Consider the following 17,076-nt stretch of genomic DNA (forward strand, 5'->3'; position numbering starts at 1 on the left):
TCTATGTATGTAAGAAATACAGGAATCAAATATTTCCAGCTCACATTTACTCTCCTCCAAGATATATGAATAATTCACCGGATATCTCCAGGGTTTTCAGCAGATAGTTTCCACATTCCCTAAAGGGAGTAGTAATCTGACCAATAACCGTCAATCCGGCGTGATGCAGATACCCAAACCCCTCAATTGACGGTGAAAGGGTTACCTCATCTCCATACTCTAACTCAACAGGATCAAAGGTTTTAAAGAACACTCTACCATGTTCACTGTAAACGAATCCTTCAATATCCACAGAACGATGTCTGGCAACCGCGGGAATTCTAAACTCTAAAAACTTCAGAGGTTCAACCTCTATATAGCCACTACCCCAACCAACGACGACCCCCACAATATGCTTGCTTTCAAAGGCAACAACAGGGGACCCTAATAACGGAGTGGAAACAGCATCCAGTAATAGATGATTTCCTCTGTAGTGATTGTAAAAGGCCACCCTCAAAGGAGGCTCAATCCCGGTTATCGATAATTCTTTTTTTAGCAATTCATTTAATTCCGAAAGTAAAACAACTCTTCCTTGTTCTTTTAGTAATATAGAAAAAATTTCTGAGGATCTCATCCTCATATAAGTCAGGGGCCAGATCGCTTTTCCAAGAAAGACCTTGAAGCCATCTAACAGCCCCAAATAAAAGCACGTAGAGACAAACACTAGATAAATCAAAAGGATGGTTATGGAAATCTCCAAAAGTTTCAATATTGATTCTCCTTAGAAATCCTTTCTAAAATCGAAACCCTTTCAAGAACCATTCCTGCGCCCCGTGCAACACAGGTTAACGGGTCATCTGCAAGGTTTACCTTAATCCTTGTTTCTCTTTCCAGAAGCTCTCTTATACCTTTCAATAACGCGCCGCCACCGGCAACATTGATACCATTCAAGACAATATCAGAGACTAACTCAGGTGGTGTGTTCTCTATGGTGAATTTAACCGCTTCAACGATTCTATTTACAGGTTCTGTTATAGCTTCGCGAACTTCGTAGCCCTTCAGGATCAGTTTTTTGGGTAAGCCCGTATTCAGATCCAAACCAATGACCTCAGTTTCCGCTTCGTCGAAATCCTCGTGATCAACAACGTTCCCTATTTCAATTTTCACTCTTTCCGCAGTTTTTTCACCTATGGAAAGCCTGTACTTATCCTTAACATACTGTACAATAGACTCATCAAGCTCATCGCCCGCGGTTCTTATGGATTGACTTAACACTATACTTCCCAGAGATATGACGGCAATCTCTGTGGTTCCGCCACCGATATCAACAATCATATTTCCGGTCGGTTCCTCAACATTTAGTCCTACGCCTATTGCACTTGCCATGGGTTCTTCTATAAGGAAGGCTTTTTTTGCTCCGGCCTCCAACCCAGCATCGGTCAATGCCCTTCTTTCTACTTCGGTTGCTCCGGAGGGAACTCCTATTACAACCCGGGGTTTTAATAGAGTAAAACGATTTGAAGCGCGCGAAATAAAGTATTTAAGCATTGCCAGAGCAATATCGTAGTCCGCTATCACACCATCTCTTAAAGGCCTTATAGCGATTATACTGGCAGGAGTTTTACCAACCATTTTCTTGGCTTCTAGACCAACCTGAAGGATTTTTTGAGATTCTGAATCAATAGCGACAACTGAAGGTTCATTTACGACAACGCCGCTTCCTTTTACAAATACCAGTGTGTTCGCCGTTCCTAGGTCAATTCCCATATCCTGTCTGAATAACATACGTCTGCCTCCTGATAGTTATTGGTTTATCTCAATAAATTTTACCATCAATAAATCTCAGTCGTTAACCAGGTTTTTACAACTAAATGTTTGACTTTTCATTCTCTAAAAGAATATAATGCAATCGCATCACATAAAGAGTTAGCACAAATGCCTTACCCGAGAGGGGGGCATAATTTTTGATATATGGAGGGAAGAAAAGGTGAAAAAAGTTAAGGCTCTCGGGCGTCACTTGGTGGCTGAGTTCTTTGAATGCTCGTCTGAAGCACTGGACAATCTCGACTTCGTAGTCAATTCCATGAGGCAGGCCGCTGAGGAAGCTGGGGCTACGATCGTTGATTCGTCGTTTCACAGATTTTTGCCACATGGAATAAGTGGAGTTGTTGTAATAGCGGAATCTCATCTTGCAATACATACCTGGCCGGAATACGGGTACGCAGCTATAGACCTCTTCACCTGCGGCGATGAGGTTAACCCATGGAAAGCTTTTGAATTTTTGAGGATAAAATTTGATGCAAAAAAAACCAGCGTGGTTGAACACCTTAGAGGAATTTACTCCGAAATTGGGATTCCTGAAACTGCACCACACAAGGTATAACGGAGGGGATTGGTGTGAGAAAAGATCTTAGAACGATGGATCATCTTATGTACATGGAATATTATACTGGTAGAAACGCAGGCATTTTTATGAAGATAAAAAAGATGTTACATTCTTACCAAAGTCCTTATCAAAGGATAGATATATTCGAACATCCCGACTTTGGAAAGGTATTTGCTCTTGACGGTATAACGATGATGACGGAAGTGGATGAATTCATGTACCACGAAATGCTGGTTCATGTTCCGTTGTTCGTACACCCTGAACCCAGGAGAGTCCTCATAATAGGTGGAGGGGATGGAGGTAGTCTGCGTGAGGCTTTGAAGCATCCATCTGTTGAAGAGGCAATACTTTGTGAAATCGATCCTTATGTTATAGAAGCTGCAAAGAAATACTTGCCAACGGCTGTAGAAATGGACAACCCAAAAGCCAAAATCGTAAACGAAAATGGTGCCGAATTCATCAAGAAGTACAAGGATTATTTTGATGCCATAATCGTTGATTCCACCGATCCGACGGCTGGTGAGGGTGGCCATCTTTTCACAAAAGAGTTCTACAAAAATTGTTTTGAAGCGTTAAAGGAAGACGGTGTTTTCTCTGCCGAAACGGAAGATCCTTTCTACGATAAAGGATGGGTGGCCATAGCGTACAACAGAATTTCATCTGCTTTCCCGATTTCTAAATTATATACAGGCTTTATGACAACCTATCCATCAGGACTGTGGACATATGTTTTCGCTTCCAAAAAGTACCATCCAATTGACGACTTTGATCCGTCGAGAGTGCAGAATTTTGATCATCAATTAAAATATTACAACGAAGACATTCACAAGGCTTGCTTTGTCTTGCCGAATTTTATAAAAGAGTTGATCAACGAATAAAAACACGAGAATCCGAGAAATGGTAAGCTCGATTACGCTGAGGATACGAATCCCTTCGGGATTGACTCGAACTCCTGCGGAGTTGTTCCGAACCACTTCGTGGTTGTCTCGAACTGCTTCGCAGTTGATATGCGCCTGCGGCGGAAGTGCTGGACTACGTCCAGGACGCTTGCAGGGGCTGTGCGCTGCAGGGCAGCTAGAGCGAACTCCTTCGGAGTTGTTTCGAACCACTACGTGGTTGTCTCGAACTGCTTCGCAGTTGATATGCGCTTGCGGCGGATAAAACCCAAAAATGAGATACCGATTTAAATTCAGGATCTATCTACAGTACTCAACTTCTCGGGATCTCGGGCAAGAATTTCTTAAAATTAGTTAAATAGCATTTACCAGAAAAGACAGGGGAGTACTCTCCCTTGTTTTTTTTCATGCGCTTAAAACGTTCCCGTGATAAAATTTCTATCAGAACATATCAGGGGGAATTTGTATGTACAATAAGGAATTGATACGGAATATATCGATAATTGCGCACATTGACCACGGGAAAACCACTCTTGTTGACAGGATACTCGAAATCACCAGTGCCATTGAACAGAGAAAGATGCATGAACAGTATCTTGATACTATGGATATTGAAAGAGAAAGAGGAATTACGATAAAAGCCACACCGGTAAAAGTAATGTACACCGCTGATGATGGAAAAACATATGAGATAAATATAATCGATACTCCCGGCCATGTGGACTTCTCTTACGAAGTCTCACGAAGTCTTGCTGCCTGCGAGGGTGCTATATTGCTCGTCGATGCGAGTCAGGGAGTTGAAGCGCAAACTTTCGCAAATACTTACCTTGCATTAGAAAACGACCTGGAAATCATTCCTGTCATAAATAAAATCGATCTTCCAAATGCCAATATTCAGGAAACCATAAGCGAACTGGAAGATCTCATTGGTTTTACGGAGGAAGATTGTATAAAGGCAAGCGGGAAAACAGGCGAAGGTGTTAATGAGATTCTTAAAGCCATTGTCGATAAAATTCCGGCACCTTCTGGAGATTCTGGTGCTCCCCTGAAAGCTCTCATATTTGATGCCGAGTACGATAAATACAGAGGGGTTATAGTTCATGCAAGGATTTTCGAGGGCACGGTGCGCCCCGGAGATAAGATAATGATGTTCAGCAGCGGTGAAACCTTTGAAGTCACCGAGGTTGGAATATTTACTCCCGAACTTATACCGGCCGATTCTTTAAGTGCAGGAGAGGTTGGTTACATAATTGCGGGGATAAAAGAGGTTTCCAGCGCACGAATAGGTGACACGATAACATCGGCAGATAATCCTATCTCTGAACCTCTTCCGGGATTTAGAGAAGTCAAGCCAATGGTATATGCTGGAATGTTCCCGGGTCTCCCTGAATACTACGGAGAACTGCGGAAGGCTCTTGAGAAATTAAAGTTAAACGACCCCGCTCTGGTTTTTGAACCGGAGAATTCACCAGCTCTTGGATTCGGTTTCCGGGTTGGCTTTCTGGGGTTGCTTCATATGGATGTTGTTAGAGAAAGGCTTGAAAGGGAATTTGAAATAGCTGTGATTTTAACCGCTCCAAATGTTGTATATAGAGTGAAGATGAAAAACGGTGAAATCGTGGAAATCACCAATCCCGCAAAATTCCCAAACGATGGTGAATTTGAAGAGGTCGAGGAACCTTACGTCGAGCTTTCCATAATCACACCTTCTGAATATATGGGTAACATAATTGGATTCGTTACTTCAGAGAAGCGCGGTGAATTTAAGGAAGTCGAAAATGCCGGTAAGAACAGAGTAGTGCTGAAATTCATCGCACCACTGTCAGAGATAATGTTTGATTTCTTCGATAAACTAAAGGCTATTTCTAGAGGATTCGCTTCTATGGATTACGAGATCATCGGATATAGACCCTCCGATCTTGTAAAGGTAACGATCCTTGTTAATAAAGAAGTGGTTGATGCCTTATCATTCATCGTTCATAAGGACAAGGAATATGCCGTGGCAAAGAAAGTAGTTGAAAAGCTCAAGGATCTGATTCCTCAACATCAGTTTCAGATTCCCATACAGGCTAAGTCCCGCGGAAGGATAATCGCCAGGACCGATATAAAAGCTCTCAGAAAGGATGTTTTGGCTAAGTGTTACGGTGGAGACATAACGAGAAAAATGAAACTCCTTGAGAAGCAAAGAGAAGGAAAGAAAAGATTAAGGGAAATTGGAAGGGTTACAATACCGCAGACGGCATTCCTTGCTTTGTTAAAGATAGGGGAAGAAGATAAGTGAATGGGGTGAAATAATGATAATCGGTGCTCACATGTCAACATCCAGGGGGTTCGACAAAGTACCTCAAGCCAGTTTGAACATCGGCGGAAATACGTTTCAAATATTTCCCCACAGCCCATCAATGTGGCGAGCAAAACTTCCTGATGATACTACAGCGAGAAATTTTAAATACAGGCTGGCGGAATCGGGTATAAAACCTGAAGATACGTTGGTTCACTCTGGATATTTAATAAACCTGGCCTCACCAAAACCCGAAGTCTGGGAAAAATCAGTGGAACTGCTTGATTTAGAAATAAAAATCGTCGAAGTCCTTGGATTAAAATATCTGAATTTTCATCCCGGAAGCCATCTTGGAACGGGTTTGGACGAAGGTATATCCAGAATCGCTAAAGGCATTGATGTGGTACTCTCACGCAATGAAGATAGCAAAGTTATCCTTCTCTTAGAAAACGTGGCACCAAAAGGCGGAAACATCGGCAGCACTTTCAATGAACTGCGCAGGATCATTGAGACATGTTCCTATCCCGAAAGGGTAATGATAACCTACGATACCTGCCACGGCTTCGATGCTGGATATGATATCCGAAGCAAAGCTGCCGTTGAAAAGCTTCTTGAAGAAATAGATTCCGAGGTCGGCCTTAATAGATTTGTTATGATCCACCTCAACGATTCTAAATATCCTCTTGGCGCGGCAAAAGATCGACATGAACGCATCGGGGAAGGTTACATCGGTAATGAAGGTTTTTACCATTTCCTTTCAAACCCGGAGATACTAAAACGACCTTTAATACTGGAAACCCCGGGAAAAGATCCAGAACATGCTGAAGACATAAAACGAGTAAAAGAGATCCTTGGAGAGAACGGTGATAGCGATGACTAAAAAGTATATTGTTGTGACCGGTGGTGTGTTGAGTGGTATCGGGAAAGGAATTCTTTCAGCGTCACTTGCCAGGGTTTTGAAGGAAGGCGGCGTTGACGTAAATGTTTTGAAGATTGATCCATACCTGAATGTTGACGCCGGTACGATGAATCCAAATCAACACGGAGAGGTTTTTGTAACGGAAGATGGATACGAAGCTGATCTCGATCTCGGACATTATGAAAGATTCCTCGGTGTCAATATGCAAAGAATTAACAATGTAACGGCTGGTCAGATATACAAAAGTGTTGTTGATAAGGAACGCGCCGGAAAATACCTCGGTGCTACCGTCCAAATGGTACCCCACGTTACAGCCGAGATTAAAGAGAGGATAGACAGAATCTCCGGTGATCTCGTGTTGATTGAAATAGGCGGAACCGTCGGGGACATCGAGGGCGAAATATTCCTGGAAGCTGTCAGAGAGATGAGCCTTGAAAAAGGACCTGAGAATTTTCTCTTTATTCATGTCACTTATGTACCCTTCTTGAAAGCGTCCAACGAATTCAAAACCAAACCCACACAACAGTCGGTACAGCTTTTGAGAAAGATAGGTATCCATCCGGACATGATCGCTGTTAGATCAGAAATCCCCCTGGGAAACGACGAGTTGAATAAGATCGCCCTTTTTGGAGGAGTTCCGAAGCAAATGGTCTTTAACCTTCCAGACGCCTCGAACGTTTACGAAATCCCCCACGTACTGTATTCAATGGGAATTCAGAAACTGATAGCACAAAAATTGGGAATAGAACTAAAGGATGTTTTCCACTGGGATTATCCGCGGGCTTTCAAACCATATCGCATAGCTCTTGTCGGTAAATACCTTGGCACTGATGACGCCTACAAGAGCATAACGGAAAGTCTATTACTTTGTGGCGTCAGCAAACCGGAGACTGTTGATTCCCAAATACTTGAAGAAATGAGTGAAGATGAAATCGCTGTAACTCTCTCTTCATACGATGGAGTAATCATCCCCGGCGGTTTCGGGAAACGTGGTATTGAAGGTAAGATAAAAGCGATAAAGTACGCAAGGCTCAACAATGTCCCGATCCTCGGGATTTGTCTGGGGATGCAATTGATGGTCATCGAATTCGCAAGGAATGTAGCGGGTCTGGAAGGTGCGAATTCCAGAGAATTCGATCCAGAAACCCCATATCCCGTAATAGATTTGATGGAAGACCAGAAGAGGGTGCTCCAAATGGGAGGCACTATGAGATTGGGCGCTCAAAAAACGCCTTTGTTTAAAGGTTCAAAGCTAAGAGAGATCTACGGAAAAGACCTCGTTATGGAACGTCACAGACACAGATACGAGGTCAATTATGAAGAGTTCAAAAATCTCTTTACCTTTCCAGAAGATAAAGAAGCATTTAAAAATACCAGGCTTATTATCTCTTCAAAATTAGATTTTGTAGAGGCAATAGAACTACCAAATCACGTTTTCTTTGTTGGGATACAGTATCATCCTGAATTCAAATCAAGAGTGGGAGATCCCCACCCTCTCTTTAAAGCTTATGTTGAAGCGGTTGAAGCAAAAGGAGGGCATACAACTTGAAAAAGCTCCTGGCAAGAGGTCGTTATCTCGACCTTTCAGAAACAGTTGTAATGGGAATAATAAATGTTACCCCGGACTCGTTCTACACCGGAAGCCGCTATCAGGGCATAGAAGACGCTGTTAAAAAAGCCGTTGAAATGTATGAAGAAGGAGCAAAAATACTGGATATCGGGGGCGAGTCGTCAAGACCTGGAGCAGATCCGGTAGAACCACAGGAAGAGATAAGACGTGTTGTTCCCGTAATCAAAGAGCTAAGAAAATTAATACCTGATTGTTTCATCTCGATAGATACTTACCATCCAGAGACCGCAAAAGCCGCACTGGATAGCGGTGCAGATATAGTGAACGATATTACGGGTTTACGAAACGAGAAAATGATGAGATTGGTATATGAAAACAATGCTGGCGTGATTTTAATGCACATGAAGGGAACGCCAAAAACAATGCAGAATGAACCATATTACGAAGATGTTGTAAGCGAGGTTAAAGAATTACTCAAAGCCAATGCGGAAAAAGCCGTTGAAATGGGTATTCCTTCAGAAAGCATAGTGATTGATCCGGGTATTGGTTTCGGAAAAAGATTCGAAGATAACCTGGAAATTTTAAGAAAACTTGACATTTTTAAGAAACTCGGGTATTCTGTACTGATAGGGCACTCAAGGAAAAGTTTTATAGGGTACATCCTCGACCTTCCGCCAGAGGAAAGGCTTGAAGGCACATTGGCTGTTTCGGCATACTGTTATTTGAAAAACGTTGAGATTATCAGGGTCCACGATGTGAGAGAGCATATCAGGCTGTTCAAGGTTTTAAGTGCGTTAAAAAACTAGATGATATAATGAACTTAGCGCAAAAAAAAATTCCTGGGAGGGTGCGAAGTGGCTTATAGTAAGTATTCAAAGAAATACTGGCGAGAGACGCTCCACGCATACCTTTTTCTGCTACCATCGCTCGTAATCCTATCAATATTCGTCTTTTGGCCGATAGGGTTTTCTCTGGTTCTTAGCTTTTTTAAATGGGACTACACCACCACAGAGAAGTACTTCATAGGATTCGACAACTATAAAGAACTCTTCAGGCTTTCCTACCCGATAGACATGAACATCTTTTATGCTGCTTTAAACACTGCGATCTACCTAATCACAGCGTTGATCCTGGTAAGATTCTGCTATTTTATCGCTGGTTTGCTGAGCAAATATTCAAAGCCAGCTAAGATTTATTCAGTGTACTACGGTGTTACCATCTCTCTTGGGGCAATCTACTATATTCTACGCAATATCGTTGCTAATCTGTCAATGCTGCACATCTGGTTAGGACTGACCTTCTTTGTGATTGCACTGATTTCTATAAAGAAAATCAAGAAAAGCGATGCTCATATTCAGCTAATGGATTCACGACCTTGGACCAAGATCATCCTCGTCGTCGCTGCTTACCTTTTCTTTTCAATGATTGTTGTACCGAAGAGTTATGACCTTGTAGAGTATTTCAAATTGGCTAAAGAAAGTTCAGACTTTTTGAAAGCAATCTATAATACCGTTTATTACGTTATCCTTGCAGTTCCAACCCAGATAGCTCTGGCGCTCATAATAGCCCTTTTGTTGAACAGGAATATCAAACTCAGGTCTCTGTTCAGAACAGCCTATTTTATTCCATTCGTAACCTCTGTTGTTGCTGTTTCCCTTGTGTGGCAGTGGATGTTCAACGACCAGTTTGGTTTGATAAACTATGCACTTTCCTGGTTTAACATAGACAAAATAGCCTGGTTGAAAGAGGAAAAATGGACGATCCCGACCATTGCCATAGTTTCGGTATGGCAACGGGTGGGATACACAGCCGTTATATTCCTTGCAGGTCTTCAAAATATAGACAGATCATACTACGAAGCGGCAGAGGTTGATGGAGCTAACAGCTTACAAAAATTCAAGTACATTACCTGGCCGCTGTTATCACCAACAACCTTCTTCATACTAATCATCACTATGATCGGTGCATTCAAAGTGTTTGCCCAGATCTTCATTCTTTACCAGGGATTACCAGGCCCCGTCAATAAGAGCGGTTTGACTCTCGTTTATTACGTGTTCGAAAAATTCTACAATGAACAGCGTATGGGGGTCGCAAGCGCAGCTGCATATGTGTTGTTCATAATCATACTAATATTAACGATGGTACAGTTCAAAATCGGACGTTCTCGCGTCCACTACGAGAGTTGAGGTGGAAGCATGAAGTATACTACAAAGACATTAATTCAGACTCTTGTTTATCTTATTATCGTTGCTGGTGCGCTTCTAATGCTGATACCCTTCGCCTGGATGGTTGATACCTCATTCAAAGCCTCCAGCGAAGTTTCCAGCTGGCCTCCAAAGTGGACGACAAAGAATGCAAAATCAGAGGTTGAATTTCAAACTAAATTGAAATACAAAACAACAGGTGCGGGAATAGACCTCTCATCGCTGAGTTTGAGTGAATTTCGCAATTTTGCAGCGTTGCTTGGCTCTGCAGCTGGTAAGGATACTCTTGTGGTGATGCTCGACGATGACCCAATACTCAGAGGTACAGTAACCCTCAGGTTAACAGATGAAACCGGGCAGGCTCCATCGTATGCAAAGAATATAGACAAAGCCACATATGCTGAAGTCGTCAGTGAATTTGAAGAAGTTAAGTCCAACGCACCCTCTGCATATGAGAAAGAATTAAGAAACATATTCACCGATAACCCTTCAGATTTTATCGATGATTTCCTTTATGTCGCCGAATTTTCCGATGAAGGCTTCGCGAGATGTGTAATGTTCGTTGCCAATCTGAGCGCAAGTCTGGAAGGAGCTATAGGCAACCTGAAGCGTGCTGTCGAAACGCCCTTCAAACCGTTCCCGATGGACAACGATACCACCAAAAAGCTTAAAGAAGAACTGACATTAAAAGCTTCCGAGCTTTTTGAGCCTTTCCGTGAGGAGATTTCAAAGGTCGCTACTGATCTTCAATCCATGAAGGTCGGGGAAACCAGAGTCATTACCCTTGATGAAGTCAGGAGCGTTATAACCGCACTCAATAATCTGATCAATGAGGCCAGAAACCTTAAAAACCTTGTTGTTAAGGAATTAACACCTTTAATTCCTGCAACCGATATGCGCTTAAAACTCTCTTTAAGACAGGTAAGCTCACTCATAGATGGTGGTGTTATTAAAAAATTGGAAAACTGGAAAACCCTTCTGGCATTCTACAACAAGGTGAAAGCGTTCTACGTCAGTCAGCAGGTTTTGAGGCTTTCCGGCAGTGAAATCGTTGGTAGAATAAGGACTGACCAGGAAGTTCACGCGATTTTGATGAAGGAGATTGATAACTGGGAAGCCCCGGATGAACTGAAAACTTATTTGAAAAACAAACATCACTGAAAAAAATGTGAGAAATTCACTACAGATAATGCTCAGTCACGTGGATTTCGAATATAAAGAGCTATTGTCAAAGTATTTCGATAATCCCACCCAGGCTTTTAACGGCATTACAGAGATAATAAACCTTTCAAGAGCTGCTCTTGTGTCTCTTAACGATCCGCATTATCAAAATGCAGTTGAAAGCAAGATTGAAAGTGGTCTGAATTATGATGCTTTCAAGAACATAGCAAAAGAAATAGGGGCTAAAAGCGGCCAATCTCTGGTTATAAACGCGTCTCTTGCTTCTCTTGACAGATACGCCAACAAGGTAGATCCCGCCACATTCGGTCGATTGGTCTCAAGAAGATGGAAGGAAACACGCTTGATAGGGGAATTTTCGAAAACCGTTTCTGATACGTTCAGTGAACTTGAAATAGTAAAGAAGCCGGATGAGGTTTACAAGGTCTATTACCGGGGAAGAATAACCAGTGCCGGTACTAAATCTTTCGAAATAAAGTTCAAAGACCTTTATGCCGTTTGGTTCAAAGACGACAACGTTCAAGGAAAGGTAAAGTACACTGCCAGTGAAGTGTTCAAGAATTTCTGGCAAAACTATGTGGATGCATGGAATGCCGCACCCTTTGGAAGGTACTATTTCAACACGGTCTTCGTAGCTGTCAGCACCACGTTCCTTGAAATAATATTTGCAGCAATGGCTGCCTTTGCCTTTGCGAAGCTTGACTTTTTCGGGAAAAACTTCCTCTTTACCCTTTTCCTCGCCACTATGATGGTGCCGGGAGAAGTCCTTCTGGTCCCGAATTTTATAACCCTTACGGCCTTCGGATGGATCGATACGTACTACGCCCTTATCGTGCCGTGGGTTGTAAGCGTTTTTGCTATATTTCTTTTAAGACAGCATTTTATGACGATCCCAGACGAGCTCTTTGATGCCGCAAAAATAGATGGAATGTCAAAGTGGAAGTTCCTCTGGCGGATAATGGTTCCGCTTGCAAAACCTGCTGTTATCACAGGTGCACTCCTGAAGTTCGTTGGAAGCTGGAACGCTTTCCTCTGGGTATTGATCGTTACCAAAAGCCCGGAATACAGAACACTGCCCGTTGGTTTGCAGAACTTCAGTAGCGCAACCGGTACAGAATACAATCTCTTGATGTCAGCAGCTACCTTTTCCATTGTACCGGTAATAATTCTGTTCCTTGTAACCCAGAAATACTTCATCGCCGGTATCGCAAGGAGTGGTTTGAAATAAGAAGAAAACGAGTGTCCTTTGGTGTGATTATTTTCATCACTCTTTTGCTGTTGCTTACAGTGGTTGCAAACTATCGTGCATATACCAAATACAAGGAAGCCAAACAAAGGCTTCAAGAGGTAGAGAAGCGATATCAGGATTTAACTAAAGAGCTTGAAATTAAAGAGAAGGAACTTGAAGCTCTCAGAAATTTTATAGAGCAAAACACCGCGAGGGAAGAGGAATGACTTTTATAGTTACAACCTCACATAAACCCGATGCAGAAATCGCTGCCAGGGCAAAAGACCTGGCAGCTAAGCTTGGGGTTCCTTACGTTTCGCGCCGAAGGTTAAAAGATTATCTAAAATTAAAACCTGTTGACTTTTATTATGTACTGGATAGGAACGGTCAGCTATCTATAAGTTACGACAACCAGAGATTCTTTTTTCACCCATCGATGGCCAAGCTGAGACTTAAAAATTTTCGGGACGGTCAGCGGGATCACCTTATCGAAAGCCTTGAACTAAAAGGTAATGAATTGATACTGGACACAACCTTTGGACTCGGTAGCGAAGCAATATTGATGGCACATTTTCTGACACAGGGAAAGGTGATAGGGCTCGAGGCATCACCCCACATATACAGAGTGGTGAAGCATGGACTTGAACATTACCCGTTCCAGTATCAATGGATGTATGATGCAGTATCGAAAATTATTCTAATAAACGCGGATCTTAAAAAGTTCATACGGAAGGTTGCAGACGGTGTTTATGACATCGTTTACTGTGACCCGATGTTTGAGGTCCCCCAATACAGTTCGAGCTCTTTGAATCCGTTGAGACCTTTTGCTGTTTACAATCCCATTAACGAAGAAGATGTACTCGAGATGTTGAGAATAGCCAAGAAACGAGTTGTCTTGAAAACCCGCAATACCGATAGTCTCTTTGATTCATTCAAAACCATAAAGTTCGACAGAATATCGGGAGGTAAAAGCAGCGGCGTTTTGTATGGAGTGATAGAGAAGAAATGAAGATACCAATGATATTAGGGGCAACAGCTGTCGGTAAAACGCAATTTCTGGTAAAACTCGCTTCATTAATTCCAATAGAGGTAGTATCCGTTGATTCAAGACAGATATACAGATACATGGATATTGGGACAGCAAAACCTACACGGGAAGAACTTTCAAAATTAAAACATCATGTTATAGACGTTGTAGATCCGGACGAAGATTTCAATGTTTTTGAATACCGTAAAATTGCTCTGAAAGCCATGGACGAGATTGTCAAGAAAGGGAGAATCCCCGTTTTTGCTGGGGGAAGTGGTCTTTATGCTGAAACACTGATGAAAGGGATAGTAGAAAATGTTCCACGAAATGATAAAGTCAGGGAAGCATTGAAAACGCTTGAAGTGAACGCTCCAGGATCTTTGAGAAAACTCCTCGAAAAAGTGGATCATGAAGCCTACGAAAAGATTCATCCAAACGATTTGAAGAGAACTATCCGGTATCTTGAAGTGTTTTTTACCACCGGGAAAACATTAACGTCACTTCAGAAAATACATAAATGCTCAAATCAATTCACTGTTATAATATTAGAAAGAGATAGAAGAGAACTCGCCGAAAGAATTGAGAACCGTGTCGATAAAATGATCGAATCGGGGTTGATCGAGGAAGTAGTAAGGTTAAAAGAAATGGGTTACACCCGTGAGTTGAATTCCCAGCAAACGATCGGTTACGCGGAGATCTGGAGCTACCTTGAAGGGGAGGTCGCTTTAGAAAGAGCCACGGAGCTCATAAAACGAAATACAAGACGTTTTGCGAGACGCCAGATTATCTGGTTCAGACGGTACAAAGATGCAAAACGAATTAGTCTTTCTGAAACCAATGAGAATGATATCTTGAGCCTTTTGAAGGAAGACATTCTTAATGTTTGGGGGGGTAAATATGGCTGAAAAATTCAATCTTCAGGATCGTTTCCTGAATCTCTTAAGGATCAACAAGATCGAGGTTAAGATTTTCCTTGAAGGTGGGTTTCAAACGAAGGGAATCGTTCGTTCCTTTGATAATTTTACGGTTCTCCTTGAGACCGGCCAGGAACAGACACTGATTTACAAGCACGCGATAAAGATGATGATCCCACAGAGATACGTTAAGCTGGCTGTCCAGAATAAGAAGGAGGGGTAGCGTAATAGAGGTAAAATCGATAATTATAGCGGTTTTTAATCCAACGGAACGAAGATTAAAAGATGAGATTCTTGATGAATTAGAGGATTTAGCAGAAACCCTTGGATATATTGTTGTGGATAAAATCATCCAGAACCTTGATAAACCTGATAACCGCCGTTATTTTGGAAAGGGAAAGCTCGAACAGGTTAAAAAGATAGTATCGTTCAAGAATATATCAGTCGTAATAACTCGCCATAATCTCACACCTTCCCAGAAAAAGAATCTTGAGAGTTTTTTAGAGGTTAAGGTTCTTGACAGAACGCAGGTAATTCTTGAGATCTTTAAAAAGCATGCTGTTACTAGAGAAGGAAAACTGGAAGTGGAGCTTGCGAGGCTGAAGTACGAGCTCCCATCTTTGAAAGGAAAAGGAACCTCTCTATCAAACACTGGAGCTGGAATAGGTACAAGAGGACCCGGAGAAAAGATACTGGAAAGAGATAGAAGATTGGCTCTGAAAAGAATAACGGTTCTCCAAAAAGAACTTATAAAACAAAGGAAAGTACGGGAGGTTATTAGAAAGAAACGCCAACGGAACTCAATTCCCGTAGTTTCTTTCGTGGGATATACGAATGTTGGAAAGTCTTCACTGATTTCGGCGCTAACAGGCGCTGATCTATTGGTTGAAAATCAGTTGTTTTCTACTTTAGATGTTAAAACGTGCCGGTTGAAACTACCAAGCGGCAGAAGGGTACTAATATCTGACACGGTTGGATTTATAAGGGAACTCCCGCAGGAATTGATACAGTCTTTTAAATCCACCCTGGAAGAAGCAAAGTTTTCGGATTTACTCGTTGTAGTGCTGGACGCTTCTGACCGTTATTTAGATGAGAAACTGGAGATTATCAATTCAACGTTAAGAGACATAGGTGCGGAAAATGTTCCAAAACTGAACGTGATCAACAAAATCGACAAATGTACCGGAGAACGATTAAAGGAACTCGGGAATAGTTTTCCTAATGCGGTCTTTGTAAGTGCTGTTTTGAAGTACAATCTCGATGAATTGAAAGAGAAAATAGATATAGTGCTCAGCCAGAGTTTTCGGAAATACAAACTGGTTGTCCCTCCAGAAAAACTCGGCGAGTTTTTGAAGGTTCGGGATGAAATAAAAGTGATATCTCAGGAATGTTATGGGGATTCGTTGATCGTTGTATATAAAGCTCCGGAAAGAATTCATAAAAAGCTCGTTTCTTTTATCGGGGAGGGAGTTAAATGAAACTGCATAAACAGGTTTTGATCCTTTTGCTATCATTTTTATTCCTATCCAGTTTTCTTATTGCCGGCTATCTGAAATTTCCGTTGAATAGAAAAATTGAGGTCACCGGTTATTTCGGAGAATATCGTGGCCCTTCACGTGACTTACAATTTGCAGCACATTTTCATAAAGGAATCGATTTTTCAACCGGAGGTGTAACAGGATTAGATGTAATGGCTCCCGAGAATGGATATATTGACTATTTCGAGTTGAACCATCCACTCTATGGTAATATTCTTGTTCTAGCTTTGCCAGAAGTAGAAAATCCTTATACCAGTAAAAAAGGCGTAAAGGTATTGTTTTGTCATCTTGAAAGTATCGGTGCTGAAGGAACATTGGCCGGAAGAAAATTAAAGATGATTTACGAGAAAATCCAAGGCACTTACGGTGAAGCCTATGTTAAAGTAAAATTCGACCCGGAAGAAATAACCTTTAGAAGGGGAGACGTTGTTGCTAAAAGCGGTGATACAGGTGGAGTTCCTCCTCACCTACACGTGGAAGTAAGGGATATGGACGAAGTGCTGATAATGAATCCAGGCTTCTTCTTTGATCTTGGATACGAGCGTACAGAAGTAAAAATAATGGAATTGAAAGTGGGAAACAAAAAATACGACTTGAGCGAGCATCCTCTGGTTGAGATTGGAAAATTTTCACCCATCGTTCTTCACACGATCATCAAACTAAGGCATCCCATAAACCCAAAAAGCATTAAGCTGTACATAGACGATAAACTGATCTATGGAATTGATTTTGAATACCTTAAATTAGAGCACTATGACGCTGTTAATGAAATATATGTGAATTCCACCCCTTCGGATTATTGGTTTAACCTTAAAAGTAACGCAAACCTCGATATTGTCGTTAATTACTGGGATAGAATAGACCTTTCTGATCCTAAAGATGCTCTCATAGTTGTTGAAGACCACTGGGGAAACAAATCTGAAGTAACATTCAAAATCGTTGGGAGATGATGGGA

The 17,076-nt window shown here is 41.8% G+C and carries 16 protein-coding genes and 1 pseudogene; 15 read left to right on the top strand and 2 right to left on the bottom strand.

The features are described from left to right. Positions 1 to 46 precede the first annotated feature (46 nt). Together DU53_RS01205 and DU53_RS01210 are read right to left on the bottom strand one after the other, a co-directional pair. Positions 47 to 748, bottom strand: coding sequence for a hypothetical protein (locus DU53_RS01205; protein WP_012744780.1), 702 nt, complete (start codon positions 746 to 748; stop codon positions 47 to 49). Beyond that, the gene (locus tag DU53_RS01210) at positions 745 to 1,764 is read right to left on the bottom strand and encodes a rod shape-determining protein (protein WP_012744781.1); all 1,020 of its coding nucleotides are present in this window, start codon (positions 1,762 to 1,764) and stop codon (positions 745 to 747) included. The genes DU53_RS01205 and DU53_RS01210 overlap by 4 nt, the downstream gene beginning before the upstream one ends. Positions 1,765 to 1,966: 202 nt before the next feature. On the opposite strand from DU53_RS01210, the gene speD reads away from it, so the two are divergent. The 15 genes and pseudogenes from speD (at position 1,967) to DU53_RS01280 (ending at position 17,071) form a co-directional block, all read left to right on the top strand. Beyond that, positions 1,967 to 2,362, top strand: a complete 396-nt coding sequence (gene speD / locus DU53_RS01215) for an adenosylmethionine decarboxylase (protein ID WP_012744782.1) — start codon at positions 1,967 to 1,969, stop codon at positions 2,360 to 2,362. Positions 2,363 to 2,397: 35 nt separating this feature from the next. Further along, complete coding sequence (gene speE / locus DU53_RS01220) at positions 2,398 to 3,243, top strand: polyamine aminopropyltransferase (RefSeq protein ID WP_063727094.1); 846 nt, start codon at positions 2,398 to 2,400, stop codon at positions 3,241 to 3,243. A 484-nt stretch (positions 3,244 to 3,727) separates the two neighbouring features. Then, on the top strand, positions 3,728 to 5,542 hold the full coding sequence (gene lepA / locus DU53_RS01225; RefSeq protein WP_063727064.1) for a translation elongation factor 4: 1,815 nt from the start codon (positions 3,728 to 3,730) through the stop codon (positions 5,540 to 5,542). 13 nt (positions 5,543 to 5,555) lie between these two features. After that, on the top strand, positions 5,556 to 6,422 hold the full coding sequence (locus DU53_RS01230) for a deoxyribonuclease IV (RefSeq protein WP_012744785.1): 867 nt from the start codon (positions 5,556 to 5,558) through the stop codon (positions 6,420 to 6,422). Then, positions 6,415 to 8,010 carry a CTP synthase gene (locus tag DU53_RS01235; RefSeq protein WP_041288608.1) on the top strand — a complete coding sequence of 532 codons (1,596 nt, stop codon included), beginning with the start codon at positions 6,415 to 6,417 and terminating at the stop codon, positions 8,008 to 8,010. The genes DU53_RS01230 and DU53_RS01235 overlap by 8 nt, the downstream gene beginning before the upstream one ends. Beyond that, positions 8,007 to 8,837 carry a dihydropteroate synthase gene (gene folP, locus DU53_RS01240; RefSeq protein ID WP_012744787.1) on the top strand — a complete coding sequence of 277 codons (831 nt, stop codon included), beginning with the start codon at positions 8,007 to 8,009 and terminating at the stop codon, positions 8,835 to 8,837. The genes DU53_RS01235 and folP overlap by 4 nt, the downstream gene beginning before the upstream one ends. 48 nt (positions 8,838 to 8,885) lie before the next feature. Continuing rightward, positions 8,886 to 10,217: a carbohydrate ABC transporter permease gene (locus tag DU53_RS01245; RefSeq protein WP_012744788.1), complete on the top strand. Its 1,332-nt coding sequence runs from the start codon at positions 8,886 to 8,888 to the stop codon at positions 10,215 to 10,217. A gap of 9 nt (positions 10,218 to 10,226) precedes the next feature. Then, complete coding sequence (locus DU53_RS12645) at positions 10,227 to 11,396, top strand: hypothetical protein (RefSeq protein ID WP_082853734.1); 1,170 nt, start codon at positions 10,227 to 10,229, stop codon at positions 11,394 to 11,396. Between the two features lie 550 nt (positions 11,397 to 11,946). Further along, positions 11,947 to 12,642 (top strand): annotated as a pseudogene (locus DU53_RS13295) (carbohydrate ABC transporter permease); the annotation flags it as partial. A gap of 23 nt (positions 12,643 to 12,665) precedes the next feature. Then, complete coding sequence (locus tag DU53_RS01255; protein ID WP_012744790.1) at positions 12,666 to 12,869, top strand: hypothetical protein; 204 nt, start codon at positions 12,666 to 12,668, stop codon at positions 12,867 to 12,869. Continuing rightward, positions 12,866 to 13,651, top strand: coding sequence for a class I SAM-dependent methyltransferase (locus DU53_RS01260; RefSeq protein WP_063727065.1), 786 nt, complete (start codon positions 12,866 to 12,868; stop codon positions 13,649 to 13,651). Before DU53_RS01255 ends, DU53_RS01260 begins: the two co-directional genes overlap by 4 nt. Beyond that, on the top strand, positions 13,648 to 14,574 hold the full coding sequence (miaA, locus tag DU53_RS01265; RefSeq protein ID WP_063727067.1) for a tRNA (adenosine(37)-N6)-dimethylallyltransferase MiaA: 927 nt from the start codon (positions 13,648 to 13,650) through the stop codon (positions 14,572 to 14,574). The genes DU53_RS01260 and miaA overlap by 4 nt, the downstream gene beginning before the upstream one ends. After that, positions 14,567 to 14,806, top strand: a complete 240-nt coding sequence (hfq, locus tag DU53_RS01270; RefSeq protein ID WP_012744793.1) for an RNA chaperone Hfq — start codon at positions 14,567 to 14,569, stop codon at positions 14,804 to 14,806. Before miaA ends, hfq begins: the two co-directional genes overlap by 8 nt. A 25-nt stretch (positions 14,807 to 14,831) precedes the next feature. Next, positions 14,832 to 16,061 (top strand): GTPase HflX, encoded by a 1,230-nt coding sequence (hflX, locus tag DU53_RS01275; protein WP_063727069.1) that lies wholly within the window; start codon positions 14,832 to 14,834, stop codon positions 16,059 to 16,061. Next, a complete protein-coding gene (locus tag DU53_RS01280; RefSeq protein ID WP_063727072.1) occupies positions 16,058 to 17,071 on the top strand; it encodes a M23 family metallopeptidase in 1,014 nt (337 codons plus the stop codon). Before hflX ends, DU53_RS01280 begins: the two co-directional genes overlap by 4 nt. Positions 17,072 to 17,076: the final 5 nt, after the last annotated feature.

Source organism: Kosmotoga sp. DU53, assembly GCF_001639905.1.
GTDB classification, from domain to species: Bacteria; Thermotogota; Thermotogae; order Petrotogales; family Kosmotogaceae; genus Kosmotoga; species Kosmotoga olearia.

What these genes read in the sequence shown, in the direction of transcription:
- DU53_RS01210 (WP_012744781.1), bottom strand. Translation starts at nt 1,764, where the DNA reads ATGTTATTCAGACAGGATATGGGAATTGACCTAGGAACGGCGAACACA.
- hfq (WP_012744793.1), top strand. Translation starts at nt 14,567, where the DNA reads ATGGCTGAAAAATTCAATCTTCAGGATCGTTTCCTGAATCTCTTAAGG.
- DU53_RS01280 (WP_063727072.1), top strand. Translation starts at nt 16,058, where the DNA reads ATGAAACTGCATAAACAGGTTTTGATCCTTTTGCTATCATTTTTATTC.
- speE (WP_063727094.1), top strand. Translation starts at nt 2,398, where the DNA reads ATGGATCATCTTATGTACATGGAATATTATACTGGTAGAAACGCAGGC.
- lepA (WP_063727064.1), top strand. Translation starts at nt 3,728, where the DNA reads ATGTACAATAAGGAATTGATACGGAATATATCGATAATTGCGCACATT.
- DU53_RS01230 (WP_012744785.1), top strand. Translation starts at nt 5,556, where the DNA reads ATGATAATCGGTGCTCACATGTCAACATCCAGGGGGTTCGACAAAGTA.
- DU53_RS12645 (WP_082853734.1), top strand. Translation starts at nt 10,227, where the DNA reads ATGAAGTATACTACAAAGACATTAATTCAGACTCTTGTTTATCTTATT.
- DU53_RS01235 (WP_041288608.1), top strand. Translation starts at nt 6,415, where the DNA reads ATGACTAAAAAGTATATTGTTGTGACCGGTGGTGTGTTGAGTGGTATC.
- DU53_RS01260 (WP_063727065.1), top strand. Translation starts at nt 12,866, where the DNA reads ATGACTTTTATAGTTACAACCTCACATAAACCCGATGCAGAAATCGCT.
- miaA (WP_063727067.1), top strand. Translation starts at nt 13,648, where the DNA reads ATGAAGATACCAATGATATTAGGGGCAACAGCTGTCGGTAAAACGCAA.